This window comes from Hyphobacterium marinum, from assembly GCF_036330325.1.
GTDB classification, from domain to species: Bacteria; Pseudomonadota; Alphaproteobacteria; order Caulobacterales; family Maricaulaceae; genus Hyphobacterium; species Hyphobacterium marinum.
Genome location: NZ_JAZDRO010000003.1, coordinates 281920 through 298837, shown reverse-complemented (window position 1 = coordinate 298837; position 16918 = coordinate 281920). Strand labels below are relative to the sequence as shown.

Genomic DNA, 16918 nt, shown 5'->3' with positions numbered 1-16918 from the left:
TTGCCCTCATTTTCCGCTTCGCTGGAAGACACGCTTCACCGGGCGCTCGGCTTTGCCAATGAGCGCGGCCACGAATATGCGACGCTGGAGCACCTCCTGCTGGCGCTGGTGGATGACGGTGACGCGAGCGCGGTGATGCGCGCCTGTGAACTCGATCTCGACGAGCTCCGCGCCACGCTGACCGAATATGTCGACAACGAGATGGGCGAGCTCAACGTCGATGATGACGAGGATGCCAAGCCGACGGCCGGCTTCCAGCGCGTGATCCAGCGCGCGGTGATCCATGTCCAGAACGCCGGGCGGGAAGAAGTGACGGGCGCGAATGTGCTTGTGGCCCTGTTCGCCGAACGGGAAAGCCATGCGGCCTATTTCCTCGCCGAGCGGGACATGACCCGCTACGACGCCGTGAACTTCATCTCCCACGGTATTGCCAAGAAGGCCGGTGCCGCCGAACCCCGTCCCGTAAAGGGCGCGATCGAGGACGAAAGCGAGAAGCCGGAAAAGGAAGAGGACGCGCTGTCGAGCTATTGCGTCGACCTCAATGCGAAGGCGAAAGAAGGCGGGGTTGATCCGCTGATCGGGCGCGAGGCCGAGGTCGAGCGCTGCATCCAGGTGCTCTGCCGCCGCCGCAAGAACAACCCGCTCCTGGTGGGCGACCCCGGCGTCGGCAAGACCGCCATCGCCGAAGGCCTGGCCCGCAAGATTGTCGAGGGCGACGTGCCTGAAATCCTGGCCGAAGCAACGATCTATTCGCTCGACATGGGGTCGCTGCTCGCCGGAACGCGCTATCGCGGCGATTTCGAGGAACGTGTCAAACAGGTCGTCAAGGAGCTGGAAGCGCGCGACAACGCCATTCTCTTCATCGACGAAATCCACACGGTGATTGGTGCCGGTGCCACGTCCGGCGGCGCGATGGACGCGTCAAATCTGCTCAAGCCCGCGCTTCAGGCCGGGGCGCTGCGCTGCATGGGGTCGACGACCTACAAGGAGTACCGCCAGCATTTCGAGAAGGACCGCGCGCTGGCCCGCCGCTTCCAGAAGATCGACGTGGTCGAGCCCAGCCAGGCGGACTCGATCAAGATCCTGCAGGGGCTGAAACCCTATTTCGAGGACTTCCACGACGTGAAGTTCACGAGCGACGCCATCAAGACCGCGGTTGAACTGTCGGCGCGCTATATCGGCGACCGCAAACTGCCCGACAAGGCGATTGACGTGATCGACGAGGCCGGGGCGCGCATGCGCCTGCTGCCGCAATCGAAACGCAAGAAGACGATTGGCGTGCGCGAGGTCGAGGATGTGGTTTCGAAAATCGCGCGCATCCCGCCGAAAACCGTGACGAAGGACGATGCCACGGCGCTGAAATCGCTGCCGGTCGACCTGCGCCGCGTCGTGTTCGGCCAGGACGATGCCATCGAGAAACTCTCCGCTGCGATCAAGCTCGCCCGGGCAGGCCTGCGCGAACCGGAAAAGCCCATCGGCTGCTATCTCTTCTCCGGCCCGACAGGCGTCGGCAAGACCGAGGTCGCACGCCAGCTCGCGTCCATCCTCGGCGTCGAGCTGCACCGGTTCGACATGTCCGAATACATGGAGCGCCATACGGTCAGCCGCCTGATCGGCGCGCCTCCGGGCTATGTCGGCTATGATCAGGGCGGGCTTCTGACCGATGCGGTCGATCAGCATCCGCATGCGGTGCTATTGCTCGACGAGATCGAGAAGGCCCACCCGGACCTCTTCAACATCCTGTTGCAGGTCATGGATCACGGCGCGCTGACCGATGCGAACGGCAAGAAGGTCGATTTCCGCAATGTCGTCCTGATCATGACGACGAATGCCGGAGCGTCTGATGCGGCCAAGGAAGCGATCGGCTTCGGGCGCGGCAAGAAGGACGGTGAGGATACTGCCGCCATCGAGCGGCTGTTCACGCCGGAATTCCGCAACCGTCTGGATGCCATCATTCCCTTCAATGGCCTGTCAGCGGCAATCGTCGGGCGCGTGGTCGAGAAATTCGTCCTGCAGCTGGAAGCCCAGCTTGCCGACCGCGGCGTGACGTTCGAGCTGACGGACGCAGCGTCCGAATGGCTCGCCAAGCGCGGCTATGATGACCGTTTCGGGGCGCGGCCGCTGTCGCGGACGATCCAGGAATATGTCAAGAAGCCGCTCGCGGACGAGATTCTCTTCGGGCAGCTGAAGAATGGCGGTCTTGTGAAGATCGATGTCGACGCCGCCGACGAAGACCGGCTCGATTTCGACATCACGCCGGGCGACCGGCTGAAACCGAAAAAGCCGCCCAAGGGCAAGACGAAGAAAACCAAGGAACCGGTGCGCTAGAGGCGTCGCGTCACGACGTGACGAGGCCTTTTGCAGATGCGTCGCCGTCCGCACCGCGCCGGTATTCGCGCGGTGTCTGGTCTGTCGCGTCCCGGAAGGCGCGGTTGAAGGGGCCCAGCGACGCGAACCCGCTTTCCAGCGCGATATCGAGGATTGACCGGTCAGCAAATGCCGGATCGCGCAGCATGGCCTTGGCGTGGTCGACGCGAAACCGGTTCACAAATCGATTGAAGTTCGCTTCGCCCAGCCCGGCGGCAATCGCGCGCGAAACCTTGTAGTCGCGCTCCTGCAAGCGGCGGGCTATGTCGGCGACTTTCAGATCAGCATCGAGATAGGCCCCGGACTCCACGAGCTTGCGGATCCGGCGGCCGAGATCGACATCGTCGGTCGACGGATTGAGCCGCGCCGGGGCGGGCAGGGGGTGCCGCAGCCGGTAGCGCAGGACGATGGTCATCGTGGTCAGTATGGTCAGCGCACAGGCTGCCTGAATGGTCGCCGTCACATCCGGCGAGATCACGTCGAGACGGCCATGATCAAACAGGAAGACGCAGATCCCAACGCCGCAGCCAAAACTGACAAGGAAGAGAATCCGCATTTGCCGCTCGCCGCGGGACAGGCGTGGGCCCCAGCCTTTCAGGCCCTCGCGGAAAGCGAGCGCGAGCGCCACTGAACTGAACAGGGTCTGGACGCCATCGAGCCGGTCGGATGCGCTGGCGATGAAACTCTCGCCCACCCAGCGGTCTGCCCCCGTCGCCAGTGCCATCTGGTCGAAAATTGTCGGTATGAAGATGCCCGCCAGAATGACCGCCGCGAACCAGCCGAACTCGAATGTCCGGCGAAAGAGCGCGCGCGCTGTCAGCCAGAATACCGAGCAGGTCGCGCACGTCATGACTGCGAGCAGGGGATAGGCCGGTCCCAGAGATGCCCCGAAAACCTCGATCAGCATCACCGCGACGAACCCGGCGCAGAATATCGACCACAGGCCGAAGAGGGGCTGCGGCAGGCGTTTGAAAAAATTGGCACCGATCCAGCCTGCCGCCATACCGGCGGATACCAGCTTAACCGTGGCTGCGAGTGCGAGCATGTCCCCCTCCGTTCGCCGCCATCATGCCCCAGCCCTGTGAATTCCTGCAAATGGCCGAAAAATCTTTCGCCGTTTTCCAAATCGGCGAGAGGACAGCCTGGCGATCCGCCATGTCTTGGCGCGATCCGGACTCCCCCCGGAGCGTTGGAACGAGAAGGAATTGCCATGGTGGCCATCGACACGCCGGCCCCGCGAAAGCGGCCAATCACCGCGCACTCACTTTTGAAGGCCAGTGCCATTGCCTGGTTCATACCTGCGGCTATCGGCCAATGGCTGTTCGCGTATTACGTGCTCGCGGCCTACGGTCCGTCGACGGCTACGGGACAGTGGTCGGAATGGGACCAGACCGGCCTGATGCAGGGCTACACGGTGGGGGACCTGATCGGAAATCTGGTCTTCATTTCCCACGTGCTGCTGACTGCCGTGATCACGGTGGGCGGAACCCTGCAATTGGTGCCGCCGCTCCGGAAGCGTTATCCGGCCGTGCACCGTTTCACGGGCCGGACCTTCCTGATCGTTGCGGTCATCCTTGCCGTGGGCGGCATCTGGATGATCTGGGGCCGGGGGAGCCGCCTGACCGATATCGGGGGCTGGGGGACGACACTCAACGCGGTCCTGATCCTGGTTGCCGCTGCCATCGCGGTGACGTTCGCCGTCCGGCGGCAGATTGACCGGCACCGGCGCTGGGCGATGCGGCTCTTCATCTTCGTCAGCGGCGTCTGGTTCACCCGTCTTGGCTACATGGCCTGGGCGATCCTGACCGGCGGGACCGGCATGAGCCGGTCACTGGACGGGCCGTTCGACCTTTTCATCGCCTTCGGCAGCTACCTCGTTCCGTGGGCCGTACTCGAGATCTATCTCGCGGCCAGCGACAGCCGGTCAGACGTGTTCAAACTGTCGACCGCGGGCCTGACACTGGCCGCCACCGCGGTCACGGCGATCGGTGTCTTCGGGGCGTGGAATGTCATGTGGAGTCCGCACATTTAACAGGGCGGGGCGACGAACCGGCCCTCTCGATGTCCGCTAGAGTGCGGCGGCGATCTTCGCGGCCTGGTCCTTCAGGACGTCCATGTCCGCCTGACCGCCGCCGTGGCGGCCGAGAGCCTCGCCCTCCCAGCGCGGGATAATGTGGAAATGGGTGTGAAAGACGGTCTGGCCGGCGGGCGCGCCATTGAACTGGGTCACGACGATACCGTCGGGATTGAACGCCTTGCGGGCCGCAGCCGCAAGGCGTTTGACCCGCACCATCGTCTCTTGCAGTGCGGCATCGTCGAGTTCGAGAAGGTTGCGTGACTTCGCCTTGGGCAGGACCAGGAAATGCCCGCTCGACTGTGGGAAGATATCCATGAAGGAGAGGACGTGATCGTCCTCGTAGACTTTCACGCACGGGGCCTCGCCGCGCAGGATTTTCGCGAAGATATTGGCGTCGTCATATGTGCCGGTGAGGCTCATGGGTTGCTCCGTCTTTGTTCCTGCGGCTCAGCAGGACATCACACCGACATGCCCCTCGCGTCCATACCGCAACAAGCATTTGTCACGCGTGACGATAACCAGACCGTCCTCACGAGCCGTGGAAAGTATGATCCGATCCGCTGGATCCTTGGGCGGGATACCTGGTAACTGCGCTGATCGTATCAGAATTTTCGCTGATGCCTCGATAACGGTTGCGCCCGACAATGCGACAAGGCGGTCAAACCACACTTCCGGCGGCATCGCGATGGAGATGCGGCCCCGTGCCGCGAGGGTCGCGATCTCCCAAGCCGTAAATGCCGAAACGTTCAAATTTCCTGTCTCTGCGGAGCTCTCTATGGCGTCGATCGCTGCATAGTCCATCCGGTCGCCATTCATCAGCCAGATCGCCGCGCATGTATCGAGAAGGAGGCGGTCGGTCACTTCAGACGGCCCGCATCCGCGCTCCAAAGCTCGCCGGCCGGGTCGGTCAGCTTGCCCGACTGTACCTGCACGAGATTGCGCAGCGCGCCGTGCAGAGGCGGGCGATGGGTATTCTTCACCGCTTGGATTCTGCGAAAGACCAGCCTTTCCCTTTCCATGTCGATGTTCTCCGCACGGTACCCGGCTTCGAGCCACGCGCGTTCATGAACATGGCTCGCACCCCGGTTTCCCCACCACGGGCGGTGCGTCCGGGCTGACGGCGGCAATGCCTTGCCGAGAATTTTCTCAATTTCATCAAAGGTCATGGGGACGGCGTCCCGGGATTGATCAGCTAGAAACCGTTCCAATGGTTCGTACTTCATGGCGGGTTCTCTCGTCGCAGGTGATACATAGATAAAATATGTAATCACTACCATAAATCATGTCAATTAACTATCTGGCGTGTCTCCGACGACTCAAGATTTCCGATACGGCATTTCGGTCGCGACTGCAGCGATTTCGGCGCGAACGGCGGCGCGTTCGCGCTCCAGATACTCGGTCAATGCGTCGCGCAATCCCGGATCGGCAATGTAGTGCGCCGAGCGGACCTCGACGGGGCGATAACCGCGCGCGAGCTTGTGCTCGCCCTGCGCGCCCGCTTCCACGCGTGAGAGGCCATGGTCGATCGCGAAATCGATGGCGCGGTGATAGCAAAGCTCAAAATGAAGCAACGGCTTTTCGACGAGGCTGCCCCAATACCGGCCGTAAAGCGCCTCGGAACCGATGAAATTCAGCGCGGCGGCGATAAAGCGCCCGTCCTGTTTCGCCATGACCATGAGGATATTGTCAGCCATTCGCTGGTGGACGAGATCGAAGAATTCGCGATTGAGATAGGGCGAACCCCATTTGCGGGAACCGGTGTCCTGATAACAGGCAAAGAAAACGTCCCAGTGTTCCGGCGCGAGCGCATCGCCGGTCAGTGAAACGACCTCCAGCCCGTCCTGGGCCTGCGCGCGTTCCTTCTTCAGCGCTTTTCGCTTGCGTGAGGAGAGGGCGGCAAGGAAGTCGTCATAGGTCTCATAGCCGTCATTGAACCAGACGAATTGCCGGTCGATGCGGGCCAGGAGGTCCAGCCCGTCGAGGTCGGACGCGTCCCGCTCCCCGGGAAAGTTCACGTGCCAGCCCGAAACGCCCCACTGGCCGGTCAGGCTGATTGCCGCTTCGGCGAGCGCACGGCGGACCCCTGTGTCAGGCGAAAGAAGGCGGCGGCCCGTTGCCGGGGTGAAAGGAACAGCCGATAGAAGCTTGGGATAATACCGCCCGCCGGCGCGCTCATAGGCATCCGCCCAGGCATGGTCGAAGACGTATTCGCCATAGGAATGCGCCTTGGCGTAGAGCGGCAGCGCGCCGCATAGCCTTCCGTTCTCGTCTTCGGCGATGATGTGGCGCGGCGACCAGCCGGTGTCGTCGCTGGCGCAGCCACTGGCTTCCAGCGCCTCGAGAAAATCCCAGCTCAGGAATGGATCGAATGCCTCTCCGGGCGGATTGGCGGCCGCGTCCCAGGCTGCACGGTCAACGCCGCTGAGCGAGGATATGGCGCGGAGCGTGATGTCGGTCATGCGGCTATGGCTTTCACGCCACCTCGAACACACCGTCGATTTCCACCGCTGCGCCAAGGGGCAGGACGGGGCAGGCAACCGCCGAGCGGGCGTGGCGGCCCTTGTCGCCAAACACTTCGACCATCAGGTCCGAACCGCCATTGATGACTTTGGGAATGTCTGTGAAGTCCGGAGCCGCGCAGACGAATCCGCCCAGTTTCACGACGCGGCGCAGGGCCGACAGGTCGCCGCCGCACGCCGCCTTGAGCTGGGCGACGAGATTTATGGCGCACAGGCGCGCGGCAGCCTGCCCCTCTTCGAGGTTCATCGTCTCCCCGAGACGGCCCGCAACGAGGCCGTCCGGTCCGATGGAGATCTGGCCCGAAATGAAGACCTGGTTGCCGCTTTTGACGAAGGGCACGTAATTCGCGACCGGCGCGACCGGTTCGGGCAGCGTGATGCCAAGCGCGGACAGGCGGGCGTCGATATCGGACATGGCGGAGGCTCCATCTGGATCGGTTTGACCCTTGATAGGGGCGGGCCGGGCCGTGCGCAACGCGGCTTGACTTGACGCGCGCGTCATCGGGCAGAAGGAGGCAAGAAGCGCGATTGAAGGACAAGAAACGCCATGACCGGCCACGATGTCCGAACCGAGTCCCTGACGATCCGGGCGCGTGACGGCTATCCGTTGGCCGCGCACGCAGTCGTGCCGGAGCGGCCAAAGGCGGCCGTGCTGATCTCGTCGGGGACGGGTTTCCCGAAGGAATTCTACACCCGGATCGCCGAGCATGGCGCTGCGCGCGGCTTTGCCTGTCTCCTCTACGACTATCGCGGCATTGGCGGTTCGGTTCCGGAAAGCCTGCGCGGCTTCAAGGCGGACATGACGATCTGGGGGCGGCGCGACATGCCCGCCGCCATTGACGCCGCCGGGGCGTTGGCACCGGGCAAGCCGCTTTTCACGGTGGGCCATAGCGTCGGCGGCCATCTGATCGGGTTTGCGCCGAATGCGGACAAGGCGCTGGCCCATGCCTTCGTCAATGTCGGGTCGGGCTATTGGGGCAAGCACGCGGCCCATTACAAGCCGCAAGCGTTATTCTTCTGGCTTGCTTACGGTCCGGCCTGTCTGGCCGCGCTCGGTCATATCCCTGGCGGCGGTTTGTGGGGCGGGACTGCGCTCCCGAAGGGCGTGTTCACGCAGTGGCGGCGCTGGTGTTTCCAGCCCGATTATTTTTGCGGTGAGTTGCCCGACTTGCGGCCGAACTGGTTTGATGATGTCACCGCGCCGATCCGGTCCTGGGGGATGACGGACGACCCGATTGCCAACCGCGCCTCGACGCCGGATCTGTTGCGCCTCTATTCGCGCGCGCCGGTCGAGGAGATCTGGCTGGACCCGGCCGAGCTCGGCCAAACGGTCATTGGCCACCAGGGCCTGTTCACGCGCAAGGGCGAGGCGTTCTGGCCCAAACCCTTCGACTGGTTCGAAGAGGTCATGGATCGCGGCGAAGCGACCGGCCCTTGATGACGGCCTTGCCGCCGAATTTCTCCCGTGCCCGGTCCATCGCCCGTTCGGCGGCAGCGCGCTTGAGCGCATTCGGATCGAGCAAGTCCCCGGCATCCGGAGCGGCATCCTCCAGTCCCGATAGGCCGATACCGATCAGCCGGTAGGCCGTACCGTTCGCCTCGGGCGCGAGAAGCTCACACCCGACCCGGTATAGCGTGTCGGCCAGCTGGGTTGGCGCGCGAAGTGTTCTCCGGCGGGTAATCGACTTGAACTTCGCCGTTTTCAGTTTGAGCGTCACGACAGTGCCGGAGACGGCTTTGACTTTGGCCTGGGCGGCGGTCTTTTCGCACAGCGACCAGAGCCGTGATTCCAGCCCGGCCCGGTCGGCAATGTCGCGATTGAACGTGGTTTCGCTGGAAATGCTCTTTCGCTCGCGGTCAGGGGAGACCCGGCGGTGATCCTCGCCGCGCGCCAGCCGGGACAGGCGCAATCCGGCTTCGCCATACCGCTGGGCCATCGCCTTGTCGCCGTGGCGCAGGACATCGGCGAGCTTGCGGATTCCATCGCGCTGCAGGCGGGCAGCGAAAGCGGGACCGACGCCAAAGACCGAACCGACCGGGCGGTCTTTCAGGAAATCACCCGCCTCGGCCTCACCGATCAGGGCAAACCCGTCCGGCTTGTCGAGGTCGGAAGCGGTTTTGGCAAGGAACTTGTTGTAGGAAAGCCCGACCGACACAGTCAGTCCGGTCTCGGTGAAGATGTGCCGCTGCAGCTCCAAGAGGGTCAGGGCGGGGGGGTGCCCATGCAGGCGCTGCGTACCGGTGAGGTCCAGGAAAGCCTCGTCGATGGAGAGCGGCTCGACCAGTGGTGTGGCCGCTTCCATCATTTCCCGGATGCGCCGGCCTTCGGCGGCATAGACGCTGCCGCGTGGCTGCAGGACGACGGCGTCGGGACAGCGCTTCAAGGCTTGGAACATCGGCATGGCGGACCGCACGCCATAGAGCCGCGCGACATAGCAGGCGGTCGCGACCACGCCGCGTTGCCGCCCGCCGATAATGACCGGCTTGTCGGCGAGGGACGGATCATCGCGCTTTTCGATCGCTGCGTAGAAGGCATCGCAATCGATATGGGCAATGGACAGCGCGTTGATTTCGGCGTGGCGCAACAGGCGCTTGCTGCCGCAAGCGGGGCAGGTGGACCGTGTCTCCGGTGGCAGTGGCGTCAGGCAAGTCCGGCAATAGCCCGGATCGGTGCTCATTCCTTCGCACTCCACAGCATCGCCGCACCGCGCACGCCGGATGCGTCGCCATGTTTGTGCCTGAGGACACGCGTGTTGAGCACGTCTGAGAAGACCTGATCGCGCAGGGCCGTCTCGACCGCTTCAGGCAGTCCGGCCGTATTCGATACCCCGCCACCGAGGATGATCGCGTCCGGGTCGAGAATGTTCACGACGGTCGACAGGGCGCGCGCCAGACGGCCGGCATAGATTTCGACTTCGGCGGGGCCTGCCAGAATGGCCGCACTGTCAGTCTGACGTCCTGTACGGCTTTCATGCTCGGCCGCAATCCCCGGGCCGGAGAGCCAGGCCTCGACACAGGAGACCTGGCCGCACCAGCAGTCCGGGCCGGGATACTCCTCTTCTGTCAGGCGGGGCAGGGCGGTGTGGCCCCATTCCCCGGCGATGTTCTGGGCACCGGAATGGAGCTGGCCGTCGATGACGATTCCACCGCCCACCCCTGTCCCGAGGATGACGCCGAAGACGGTGCGACACCCGGCTCCGGCCCCGTCGGTGGCTTCGGCCATGGCGAAACAGTCCGCGTCATTGGCGAATCGCGTGGGCCGACCCAGTGCCGCAGACAGGTCCGACCGGAAGTCACGGCCATTGAGCCAGGTCGAGTTGGCCCCGCGAATCAGTCCCGTTGCGGGGCTCGCCGATCCGGGATGACCGACGCCGACCCGCCCAATGGGTCCGTCTTGGCGTTCGAAATCTGTTACGAGCCCTGCAACGGCGCGAATCGCAGCGTCATAGCCAGAAGGCGTTGAAATCCGTTTGCAGGCAAGGGTTTGGCCCGCGTCGTCGAGCGCGATGGCCTCGATTTTCGTGCCGCCCAGATCAATGCCCGCCCTGACCATGGTTTTGCCCGGAATGCCTTTATGATTAAGGATGTTGTTCTTATCTTGTTCCGGAAGGGGAAGGAAGTCGCGCCCTGACTCACCGTTGATTAAGGAAGATCGGGTTTACTGTCTGCGGGGTGTCAAAGCGTGTGCGAAACGCGCACAACAAGCACGGGGAACGCGACGGCGTCATGCTTCAGGTCATGTCGAAGAAAGTTCTCATCGTTGAGGATAACGAGCTGAACATGAAGCTGTTTCATGATCTTCTCGAAGCTCATGGATACGACACGCTTGGCACCAAGGACGGGCTGAAGGCGCTGGAACTGGCGCGGGAGCACCGTCCCGATCTCATCCTCATGGACATTCAGCTCCCCGAAGTGTCGGGTCTGGAAGTCACCAAGTGGATCAAGGACGATGACGAGCTGTCCGGCATTCCGGTCGTCGCCGTCACCGCCTTTGCCATGAAGGGTGATGAAGAGCGCATTCGCGAGGGCGGATGCGAGGCCTATCTCTCCAAGCCGATCACGGTCACGACCTTTATCGAGACCGTGCAGCGGTTTCTGGCCTAGGGGACAGGACGATGAGCGCCCGCATCCTTGTTGTTGATGACCAGGAGCCGAATGTCCGGCTGCTCGAGGCGCGCCTGAAGGCTGAGTATTTCGAGGTGGTCACGGCCACGAACGGCTCCGATGCGCTGGTCGCTGCGAAATCCCAGCAACCCGATATCGTCCTGCTCGACATCATGATGCCCGGCATGGACGGGTTCGAGGTTTGCCGCCGGCTGAAGGCCGATACCGCGACACGCCATATCCCGGTGGTCATGGTGACCGCGCTCGATCAGCGCGAAGATCGTGTCTCGGGTCTGGAATGCGGAGCCGATGACTTCCTGACCAAGCCGGTCGACGATCTGACCCTGTTTGCGCGAGTCCGCTCGCTGCTGCGCCTGAAAGTCGTCCTTGATGAATTGCGGACCCGCGACAGCGCGACGCCGGATGCCGGCGATCTCGTCGACGCTGATCCCAAGGCCAAGCCCTGGGCGCTGATTGTTGCCGGTGACGAACGCGCCGGGGCTCATCTGCAATCGAAACTGCCTGCCTGCACACAGTCAAAGGTCGTCACCGACCCGGCCCTGGCGGCCCGAGTGGCGGTCAGCGGCGTTGATATTCTGCTCATCGACCTGACCAGCCCGAAATTCGATGGCCTGCGTCTGTGCGCCCGCGTGCGCTCGGAAGCGGCGACCCGCCATGTGCCGATCATTGCCGTGGTCAGCCCCGACGAGGTGGAGCGCAGCGTGCGCGCGCTGGATCTCGGGGTTAGCGACATCATTCACCGGCCGGTCGATGCGCAGGAGCTGAACGCCCGTATCCGGACGCAGTTGCGCCGGAAGACCTATGCCGACCGCTTGCGGGCCCGGCTCGACGAGAGCCTGGAAATGGCGATCACCGATCCGCTGACGGGGCTGCATAACCGGCGCTATATCGCGTCACGGCTCAACCAGGCAGTCGACGCGGCGGCCAATGGCGGGGCGACCGTGTCCGTGCTCATCGCGGACCTCGACCATTTCAAGCGGATCAACGACACGTTCGGCCACGAGGGCGGCGACGCCATCCTGAAACAGTTCTCCGACCGGCTGCGCGGCGGATTGCGCGCGCTGGATCTCGCTGCCCGCTATGGCGGCGAGGAATTCGTCATCGTGATGCCCGAAACCGGTCTGGAAGAGGCGCGCGCCGGGGCGGAACGTCTGCGCGCGGCGACCGCAAATAACCCGTTCAGCCTGCCGCGTGGCGAGGCCGCGAAGGAAGTCACCGTGTCGATCGGTGTCGCCGAATTCGCTCAGGGCGATTCTCCGGACACGCTACTGCGCCGCGCCGACAAGGCGCTCTACCGGGCCAAGGCGGAAGGGCGCAATCGCGTGATCGCGGGCGACGCCCAAACGAAAGCGGCCTGACGTTTCCGCCAGGCCGCATGAATTCCTGATATCCCGAAAACTCCGGGAGAGGCGCGATCCTACTTGATCTTGCCTTCCTTGAATTCGACGTGCTTTTTCGCAACCGGGTCGTACTTCTTCAGCACGAGCTTCTCGGTCATGGTGCGGGCGTTCTTCTTCGTCACGTAGAAATAGCCCGTATCAGCCGTCGAATTAAGGCGGATCTTGATGGTTGTCGGCTTCGCCATGACGAAATCCCTGAAAATGGTCCATGCGGAAAGGGCGGACACCGCCCGCCACGAAGGCGCGGAACATACGCGCGGGCGCGTCCTTGTCAACTGTCCTGCGCGCCCGTGCTGCGGCGCTTGCCGGCGGGCAGGGCGGCGAACAATAGAAAGGCCGCCGCCAGCACGGTCAGCATGATCAGAACGCCTTCCGGGTCGCGGGCATCCATGGCCCAGCCGCCCGCTGGCGGGGCGACAAGTGAGCCCAGGCCATAGGTGAAGATGAAGGCGGCGTTGGCGGCCGCAATCCCGCCGCCGGTAAAGCGTTCGCCGATCAGCGACAAGCCAATCGTGTAGAGCCCCATCGTCACGCCGACATAGACAAACATGATCGCGTAGATAGGCAGCGTTTCACTGCCTGCCAGCCAGACCGCGCCCGGTCCGGCGAGACAGATCAGCCCGATGGCCCGGATGGCGTTGGCGCGTCCGAACCGGTCGGCCAGCCAGCCCAGGGGAATTTGTAACACGATGCCGCCCACAGCACCGGCGGCCATCATGAAGCCGATAGCATGCGGCTCCAGCCCGATTCGCGCGCCATAGACCGGCATCAGCGAGAAGAAGACCGTCTCGGTTGCGCCAAAGAGGAGCGCCGCCGCAATGGCGAGCCGGGCGGTTCCGGCCGCGCGCAGCATGGAGACAAGGCCGGCGTCGTCTGTTCCCGGGGCTTCCACGTCGGGACCGCGCAACAGCGCAATGGGGAGCATGCCCGCGAGGAACAATGCGGCCCCGGCCAGCCACGGTGCCCAGCCTTCATGGCCGAGGCCCGCGAACAGCAGGCCGCCAGCCCCGAACCCGCTCGCCAGCGCTGTGGCATACATGCCGAGAATTGTCGCGCGCCGCGCCGGATCGGCGATCTGGTTGATCCAGGTCTCCGAGGCGACAAAGACAATGCTGACCGCGATGCCCATTGCAAAGCGGGCGACGAACCAGAAGGCGACGTCCGGGAAGAACGGAAAGAGCGGCAGGCTGAGTGCCGCGAAGGTGAGGCTCGCCAGGATCAGCGCTCGGCCCTTCACGATCTGCAACAGGCGGGGCACGAAGGGCGCGGCGGCTATCGTGGACAATGCGGCCACTGCGCCGTTGAGGCCCACGATCAGACCCGAACCGGTCATGGTTTCCAGGTTGAGCGCCAACACCGGCATCAGCAGCGTGAAGCCGCACCCCGACAATGTCGCGCAGATGATCGCCGCGGCCATGGAGCGCGGGCGGGCGAGATCAGGAGAGAGGAGGGCGCGGGCGATCATCCCCGCCCTATAGCGGGCCTTTCCGCCCGTGTCCCGTCACTAGAGCGTGTCGAGCCGGACTTTGCGGGCGAGTTCGCGGATATGGCGCGGGCGCGCCTCAGGGTCAGCGATATGGCGCTCGAGCTCGCCGAGCACGAAATGGGTCACCTTGGGCAGTTCCAGTTTCCGTGCCGCCTGAAGGTCGACCCAGCGCACATCCTCGAGCTCTTCGCGGCTGCAGGCGCCGGTCTCACACATGACTGATGAGATATCAGCGCGGAAGAACCACGCATCGAACCGGCGCACTCGTCCGGGCGGCGTGATCGCCCGCGCGATCAACGTCAGGCCCGAGAGGTCCGGCTTGGCTCCCGCCTCGCGAAAGGGCTCCCAGGCGGCGTGGCGCGAGCGCATCTGTCCGCGCCGGGCGATCAGGTGTCCCGTCTCCTCGGCGGTTTCACGGATGGCGGCGACCGCGATGGCGCGGGCACGCCGTTCAGACAGGACCGTCTCCATCGCCTCGCGCGAGCGGTCGTCGAGATCTCCGGAATAGGCCGCAAAATGGTCGGCGCGGTCGACGCGGCCGCCCGGAAAGACATAGCGCTGCGGCATGAAGGCATGGGCCGAGGAACGACGGCCCATCAGCACTTCCATCTCCTCGCCCGCGCCGCGCGTCAGCAAGAGTGATCCGGCGAATTTCGGCCGCAGCGTCACCGCCTGCGGCCCGTCTTGCGCTTGCCCTTGTGGCGCGGGCCGCGCTTGCCCGGCTTGCCGGGGCGGCGGCCTGAGGGACGCTTGCCATTCCGGCCTTCCGGCTCGGTCAACATGTCGAGCAACAACCCGCCGGTGATCGGCGCGGCCTCGTCGATACGCACCCGGACCGGCATGCCAAGACGATAGATCGCTCCGGTCCGCTGGCCGACGAGGGCGTGCGCTTTCTCGTCGTGATTGAACCGGTCGTCGCCAAGGCGGCTGATCGGGACCAGCCCGTCCGCGCCGGTCTCGTCGAGTTTTACGAAGGCTCCGAAGCGCGTGACACCCGTAATCCGTCCGGCGAATTCGCCGCCGACATGTTCGGCGAGATAGAGCGCGATGAAGCGGTCCGTCGCGTCGCGCTCGGCAGCCATGGCCCGGCGCTCGGCGGTCGAGATGTCACCGGCGATGGCGTCGAGCTGGCTGGCCTCGGTTTCGGTCTGGCCGTCATCGCCCAGCTTCAGCGCGCGGATGAGGGCACGGTGTACGGTCAGGTCCGCGTAGCGCCGGATCGGTGAGGTGAAGTGGGCATAGCGGCGCAGGTTGAGGCCGTAGTGACCCGGGTTCTCGATCGAATAGACGGCCTGGGACTGGGTGCGCAGGACAACCTCGTTGACCGTGAGATAGTGCGGGCCGCCCTTGGCCTGTTCCAGCAGGCGGTTGAAGCGGTCCGGACGCGGCGGTTCGCCCTTCGCCCATTTCATGCCAATGGTCGGCAGGAAGTCGGCCAAGGCGTCGATCTTTTCAACGCTTGGCGGTTCGTGGGCGCGATAGATCAGCGGGACGCGCTTCTGTTCGAGCGTTTCCGCGGCGGCGACATTCGCCTGGATCATGCACTCTTCAATCAGCTTGTGGGCATCGAAGCGGGAGCGTTCCTCGACACCCAGCACGCGGCCATCCTCGCCGACTTTCACCTTGCGTTCGGGTGCATCAATCTCCAGCGGGGCGCGGCGTTCCCGGGCGGCACGCAGTGCGGCGTAAGCGCCCCAGAGCGGCTTCAGAACGGGCTCGAGCAGCGGACCGGTCACGTCGTCCGGGCTGCCGCCGATGGCGGACTGGGCTTGCGTGTAGGAGAGCTTGGCCACCGAGCGCATCCAGCCCCGGATAAAACGGTGGCTGCGTTTCTCGCCCGATTTGTCGAAAATCATCCGTACGGCCATGCAGGGCCGTTCCTCGCCCTCTCGCAGCGAACAGAGATCGTTCGACAGTTTCTCCGGCAACATCGGCACGACACGATCCGGCAGATAGACCGAATTGGCCCGTTTGAGCGCCCCCCGGTCGAGCGGCGAGTCCGCGGTGACATAGGCCGCGACGTCAGCGATGGCGACGAGCACGATCCATCCACCCGCATTGGCCTTGTCGTCATGGGGTGCGGCCCAGACCGCGTCGTCATGGTCGCGCGCGTCGTCCGGGTCGATGGTGATCAGGGGAATATCGCGCAGATCCTCGCGATTGCCCTGGCGAACCGGTTTGATCTTCTCGGCCTGCGCCGCCTCGGCCTCGGAAAATCCGGTGGGTATGCCGTGGGCGTGCAGGGCGATGACCGATCCGGCTCCGGCGGCGCTGGCATCGCCGATCACTTCGACGATTTGCGCGGTCTTCAGCCCGTGGTGGCGCTCCTTGGCAATTCGGCAGAGCACAAGATCGCCGTCGCGTGCCTTCTCGGCGTCGCCGCGCACCGGGACGAGCTCATGGCGTGATTTGCGGTCGACCGGAACCAGCCGGGGCTGACCCTTGCCCTTTCTGAGGACACACAGAATGGCGTGCGCACTCTGGCCGAGACGGCGGATCAGGCGGGCCTCGTATCCGCCTTCGCCATCGGGTTCGAGGCGGACCAGCGCGCGGTCGCCGACCCCCAGGGCCGGTCCGCCGCGCCCGCCCGCGCCTTCGCCGGGAGCCATACGGATGCGCGGGGCGTCGCCGCGCGGCTTATGCGGACGGGCCAGAAGCTCGCCATCGGTGTCGCGGTCATGGATTTCCACGACGGTGACACCCGGTAGTGTCTCGGCAATAGCCCAGCCATGGCGGCCTTCGCGGTGGATCGCCTTTTCGGCTTCCAGAGCGCGCAGGGCCGATTTCAGCCCCGCCTTCTGGGCGCTGTTCAGTTTGAGTTCGCGGGCGATTTCACGCTTGCCGAAGCGACCCGCGCCCCGGCGGATCGTTTCGAGAAGGGTCTCACGGGTAAATCCGTCTTCGGCGTCGTCAAAGCTGGCGGTCAAACTGTCCTCTCAAGGGG

At 64.4% G+C, this 16918-nt stretch carries 17 protein-coding genes; 5 read left to right on the top strand and 12 right to left on the bottom strand.

What is annotated here, in order from left to right:
- Complete coding sequence (gene clpA / locus V0U35_RS09110; protein WP_330196389.1) at nt 1–2328, top strand: ATP-dependent Clp protease ATP-binding subunit ClpA; 2328 nt, start codon at nt 1–3, stop codon at nt 2326–2328.
- 10 nt (nt 2329–2338) lie between these two features.
- Here clpA and V0U35_RS09105 read toward each other — a convergent pair whose 3' ends face one another.
- A complete protein-coding gene (locus tag V0U35_RS09105) occupies nt 2339–3412 on the bottom strand; it encodes a helix-turn-helix transcriptional regulator (RefSeq protein ID WP_330196388.1) in 1074 nt (357 codons plus the stop codon).
- A gap of 165 nt (nt 3413–3577) precedes the next feature.
- On the opposite strand from V0U35_RS09105, the gene V0U35_RS09100 reads away from it, so the two are divergent.
- A complete protein-coding gene (locus tag V0U35_RS09100; protein WP_330196387.1) occupies nt 3578–4399 on the top strand; it encodes a DUF2306 domain-containing protein in 822 nt (273 codons plus the stop codon).
- Nucleotides 4400–4435: 36 nt separating this feature from the next.
- Here the strand turns inward: V0U35_RS09100 and V0U35_RS09095 are convergent, their stop codons facing one another.
- From V0U35_RS09095 to V0U35_RS09075, 5 genes are all read right to left on the bottom strand, one after another.
- Nucleotides 4436–4864, bottom strand: a complete 429-nt coding sequence (locus tag V0U35_RS09095; protein WP_330196386.1) for an HIT family protein — start codon at nt 4862–4864, stop codon at nt 4436–4438.
- A 27-nt stretch (nt 4865–4891) separates the two neighbouring features.
- Nucleotides 4892–5305: a type II toxin-antitoxin system VapC family toxin gene (locus V0U35_RS09090; RefSeq protein WP_330196385.1), complete on the bottom strand. Its 414-nt coding sequence runs from the start codon at nt 5303–5305 to the stop codon at nt 4892–4894.
- The gene (locus V0U35_RS09085; protein ID WP_330196384.1) at nt 5302–5667 is read right to left on the bottom strand and encodes a DUF7662 domain-containing protein; all 366 of its coding nucleotides are present in this window, start codon (nt 5665–5667) and stop codon (nt 5302–5304) included. Before V0U35_RS09085 ends, V0U35_RS09090 begins: the two co-directional genes overlap by 4 nt.
- 93 nt (nt 5668–5760) lie before the next feature.
- Nucleotides 5761–6903 carry a GNAT family N-acetyltransferase gene (locus V0U35_RS09080; RefSeq protein ID WP_330196383.1) on the bottom strand — a complete coding sequence of 381 codons (1143 nt, stop codon included), beginning with the start codon at nt 6901–6903 and terminating at the stop codon, nt 5761–5763.
- Between the two features lie 13 nt (nt 6904–6916).
- Nucleotides 6917–7378, bottom strand: a complete 462-nt coding sequence (locus V0U35_RS09075) for a RidA family protein (RefSeq protein WP_330196382.1) — start codon at nt 7376–7378, stop codon at nt 6917–6919.
- Between the two features lie 132 nt (nt 7379–7510).
- Here V0U35_RS09075 and V0U35_RS09070 point away from each other — a divergent pair, with 132 nt between their 5' ends.
- The gene (locus V0U35_RS09070; protein WP_330196381.1) at nt 7511–8401 is read left to right on the top strand and encodes an alpha/beta hydrolase family protein; all 891 of its coding nucleotides are present in this window, start codon (nt 7511–7513) and stop codon (nt 8399–8401) included.
- Here the strand turns inward: V0U35_RS09070 and V0U35_RS09065 are convergent.
- Both V0U35_RS09065 and V0U35_RS09060 read right to left on the bottom strand, forming a co-directional pair.
- Nucleotides 8370–9641 (bottom strand): DNA polymerase IV, encoded by a 1272-nt coding sequence (locus tag V0U35_RS09065; RefSeq protein ID WP_330196380.1) that lies wholly within the window; start codon nt 9639–9641, stop codon nt 8370–8372. The genes V0U35_RS09070 and V0U35_RS09065 overlap by 32 nt on opposite strands.
- Nucleotides 9638–10516: an ROK family protein gene (locus V0U35_RS09060; protein WP_330196379.1), complete on the bottom strand. Its 879-nt coding sequence runs from the start codon at nt 10514–10516 to the stop codon at nt 9638–9640. The genes V0U35_RS09065 and V0U35_RS09060 overlap by 4 nt, the downstream gene beginning before the upstream one ends.
- A 185-nt stretch (nt 10517–10701) precedes the next feature.
- On the opposite strand from V0U35_RS09060, the gene V0U35_RS09055 reads away from it, so the two are divergent.
- Both V0U35_RS09055 and V0U35_RS09050 read left to right on the top strand, forming a co-directional pair.
- Nucleotides 10702–11067, top strand: coding sequence for a response regulator (locus V0U35_RS09055; RefSeq protein ID WP_330196378.1), 366 nt, complete (start codon nt 10702–10704; stop codon nt 11065–11067).
- 11 nt (nt 11068–11078) lie between these two features.
- Nucleotides 11079–12446 carry a PleD family two-component system response regulator gene (locus tag V0U35_RS09050; protein ID WP_330196377.1) on the top strand — a complete coding sequence of 456 codons (1368 nt, stop codon included), beginning with the start codon at nt 11079–11081 and terminating at the stop codon, nt 12444–12446.
- 59 nt (nt 12447–12505) lie between these two features.
- On the opposite strand, the gene rpmG is transcribed toward V0U35_RS09050, so the two are convergent.
- From rpmG to rnr, 4 genes are all read right to left on the bottom strand, one after another.
- Entirely contained in the window at nt 12506–12673 is a 168-nt protein-coding gene (gene rpmG / locus V0U35_RS09045) for a 50S ribosomal protein L33 (protein ID WP_330196376.1), read from the bottom strand.
- An 86-nt stretch (nt 12674–12759) separates the two neighbouring features.
- Nucleotides 12760–13953: an MFS transporter gene (locus V0U35_RS09040; protein WP_330196375.1), complete on the bottom strand. Its 1194-nt coding sequence runs from the start codon at nt 13951–13953 to the stop codon at nt 12760–12762.
- 39 nt (nt 13954–13992) lie between these two features.
- Nucleotides 13993–14643: an NUDIX hydrolase gene (locus tag V0U35_RS09035; protein ID WP_330196374.1), complete on the bottom strand. Its 651-nt coding sequence runs from the start codon at nt 14641–14643 to the stop codon at nt 13993–13995.
- Entirely contained in the window at nt 14640–16901 is a 2262-nt protein-coding gene (gene rnr, locus V0U35_RS09030) for a ribonuclease R (protein ID WP_330196373.1), read from the bottom strand. Before rnr ends, V0U35_RS09035 begins: the two co-directional genes overlap by 4 nt.
- Nucleotides 16902–16918 lie beyond the last annotated feature (17 nt).

Excerpts from the sequence above, each read along its gene's own strand:
- V0U35_RS09105 (WP_330196388.1), bottom strand. The coding sequence starts at position 3,412 with ATGCTCGCACTCGCAGCCACGGTTAAGCTGGTATCCGCCGGTATGGCG.
- V0U35_RS09100 (WP_330196387.1), top strand. The coding sequence starts at position 3,578 with ATGGTGGCCATCGACACGCCGGCCCCGCGAAAGCGGCCAATCACCGCG.
- V0U35_RS09095 (WP_330196386.1), bottom strand. The coding sequence starts at position 4,864 with ATGAGCCTCACCGGCACATATGACGACGCCAATATCTTCGCGAAAATC.
- V0U35_RS09085 (WP_330196384.1), bottom strand. The coding sequence starts at position 5,667 with ATGAAGTACGAACCATTGGAACGGTTTCTAGCTGATCAATCCCGGGAC.
- V0U35_RS09080 (WP_330196383.1), bottom strand. The coding sequence starts at position 6,903 with ATGACCGACATCACGCTCCGCGCCATATCCTCGCTCAGCGGCGTTGAC.
- V0U35_RS09075 (WP_330196382.1), bottom strand. The coding sequence starts at position 7,378 with ATGTCCGATATCGACGCCCGCCTGTCCGCGCTTGGCATCACGCTGCCC.
- V0U35_RS09070 (WP_330196381.1), top strand. The coding sequence starts at position 7,511 with ATGACCGGCCACGATGTCCGAACCGAGTCCCTGACGATCCGGGCGCGT.
- V0U35_RS09065 (WP_330196380.1), bottom strand. The coding sequence starts at position 9,641 with ATGAGCACCGATCCGGGCTATTGCCGGACTTGCCTGACGCCACTGCCA.
- V0U35_RS09060 (WP_330196379.1), bottom strand. The coding sequence starts at position 10,516 with ATGGTCAGGGCGGGCATTGATCTGGGCGGCACGAAAATCGAGGCCATC.
- V0U35_RS09055 (WP_330196378.1), top strand. The coding sequence starts at position 10,702 with ATGTCGAAGAAAGTTCTCATCGTTGAGGATAACGAGCTGAACATGAAG.
- V0U35_RS09050 (WP_330196377.1), top strand. The coding sequence starts at position 11,079 with ATGAGCGCCCGCATCCTTGTTGTTGATGACCAGGAGCCGAATGTCCGG.
- rpmG (WP_330196376.1), bottom strand. The coding sequence starts at position 12,673 with ATGGCGAAGCCGACAACCATCAAGATCCGCCTTAATTCGACGGCTGAT.
- V0U35_RS09040 (WP_330196375.1), bottom strand. The coding sequence starts at position 13,953 with ATGATCGCCCGCGCCCTCCTCTCTCCTGATCTCGCCCGCCCGCGCTCC.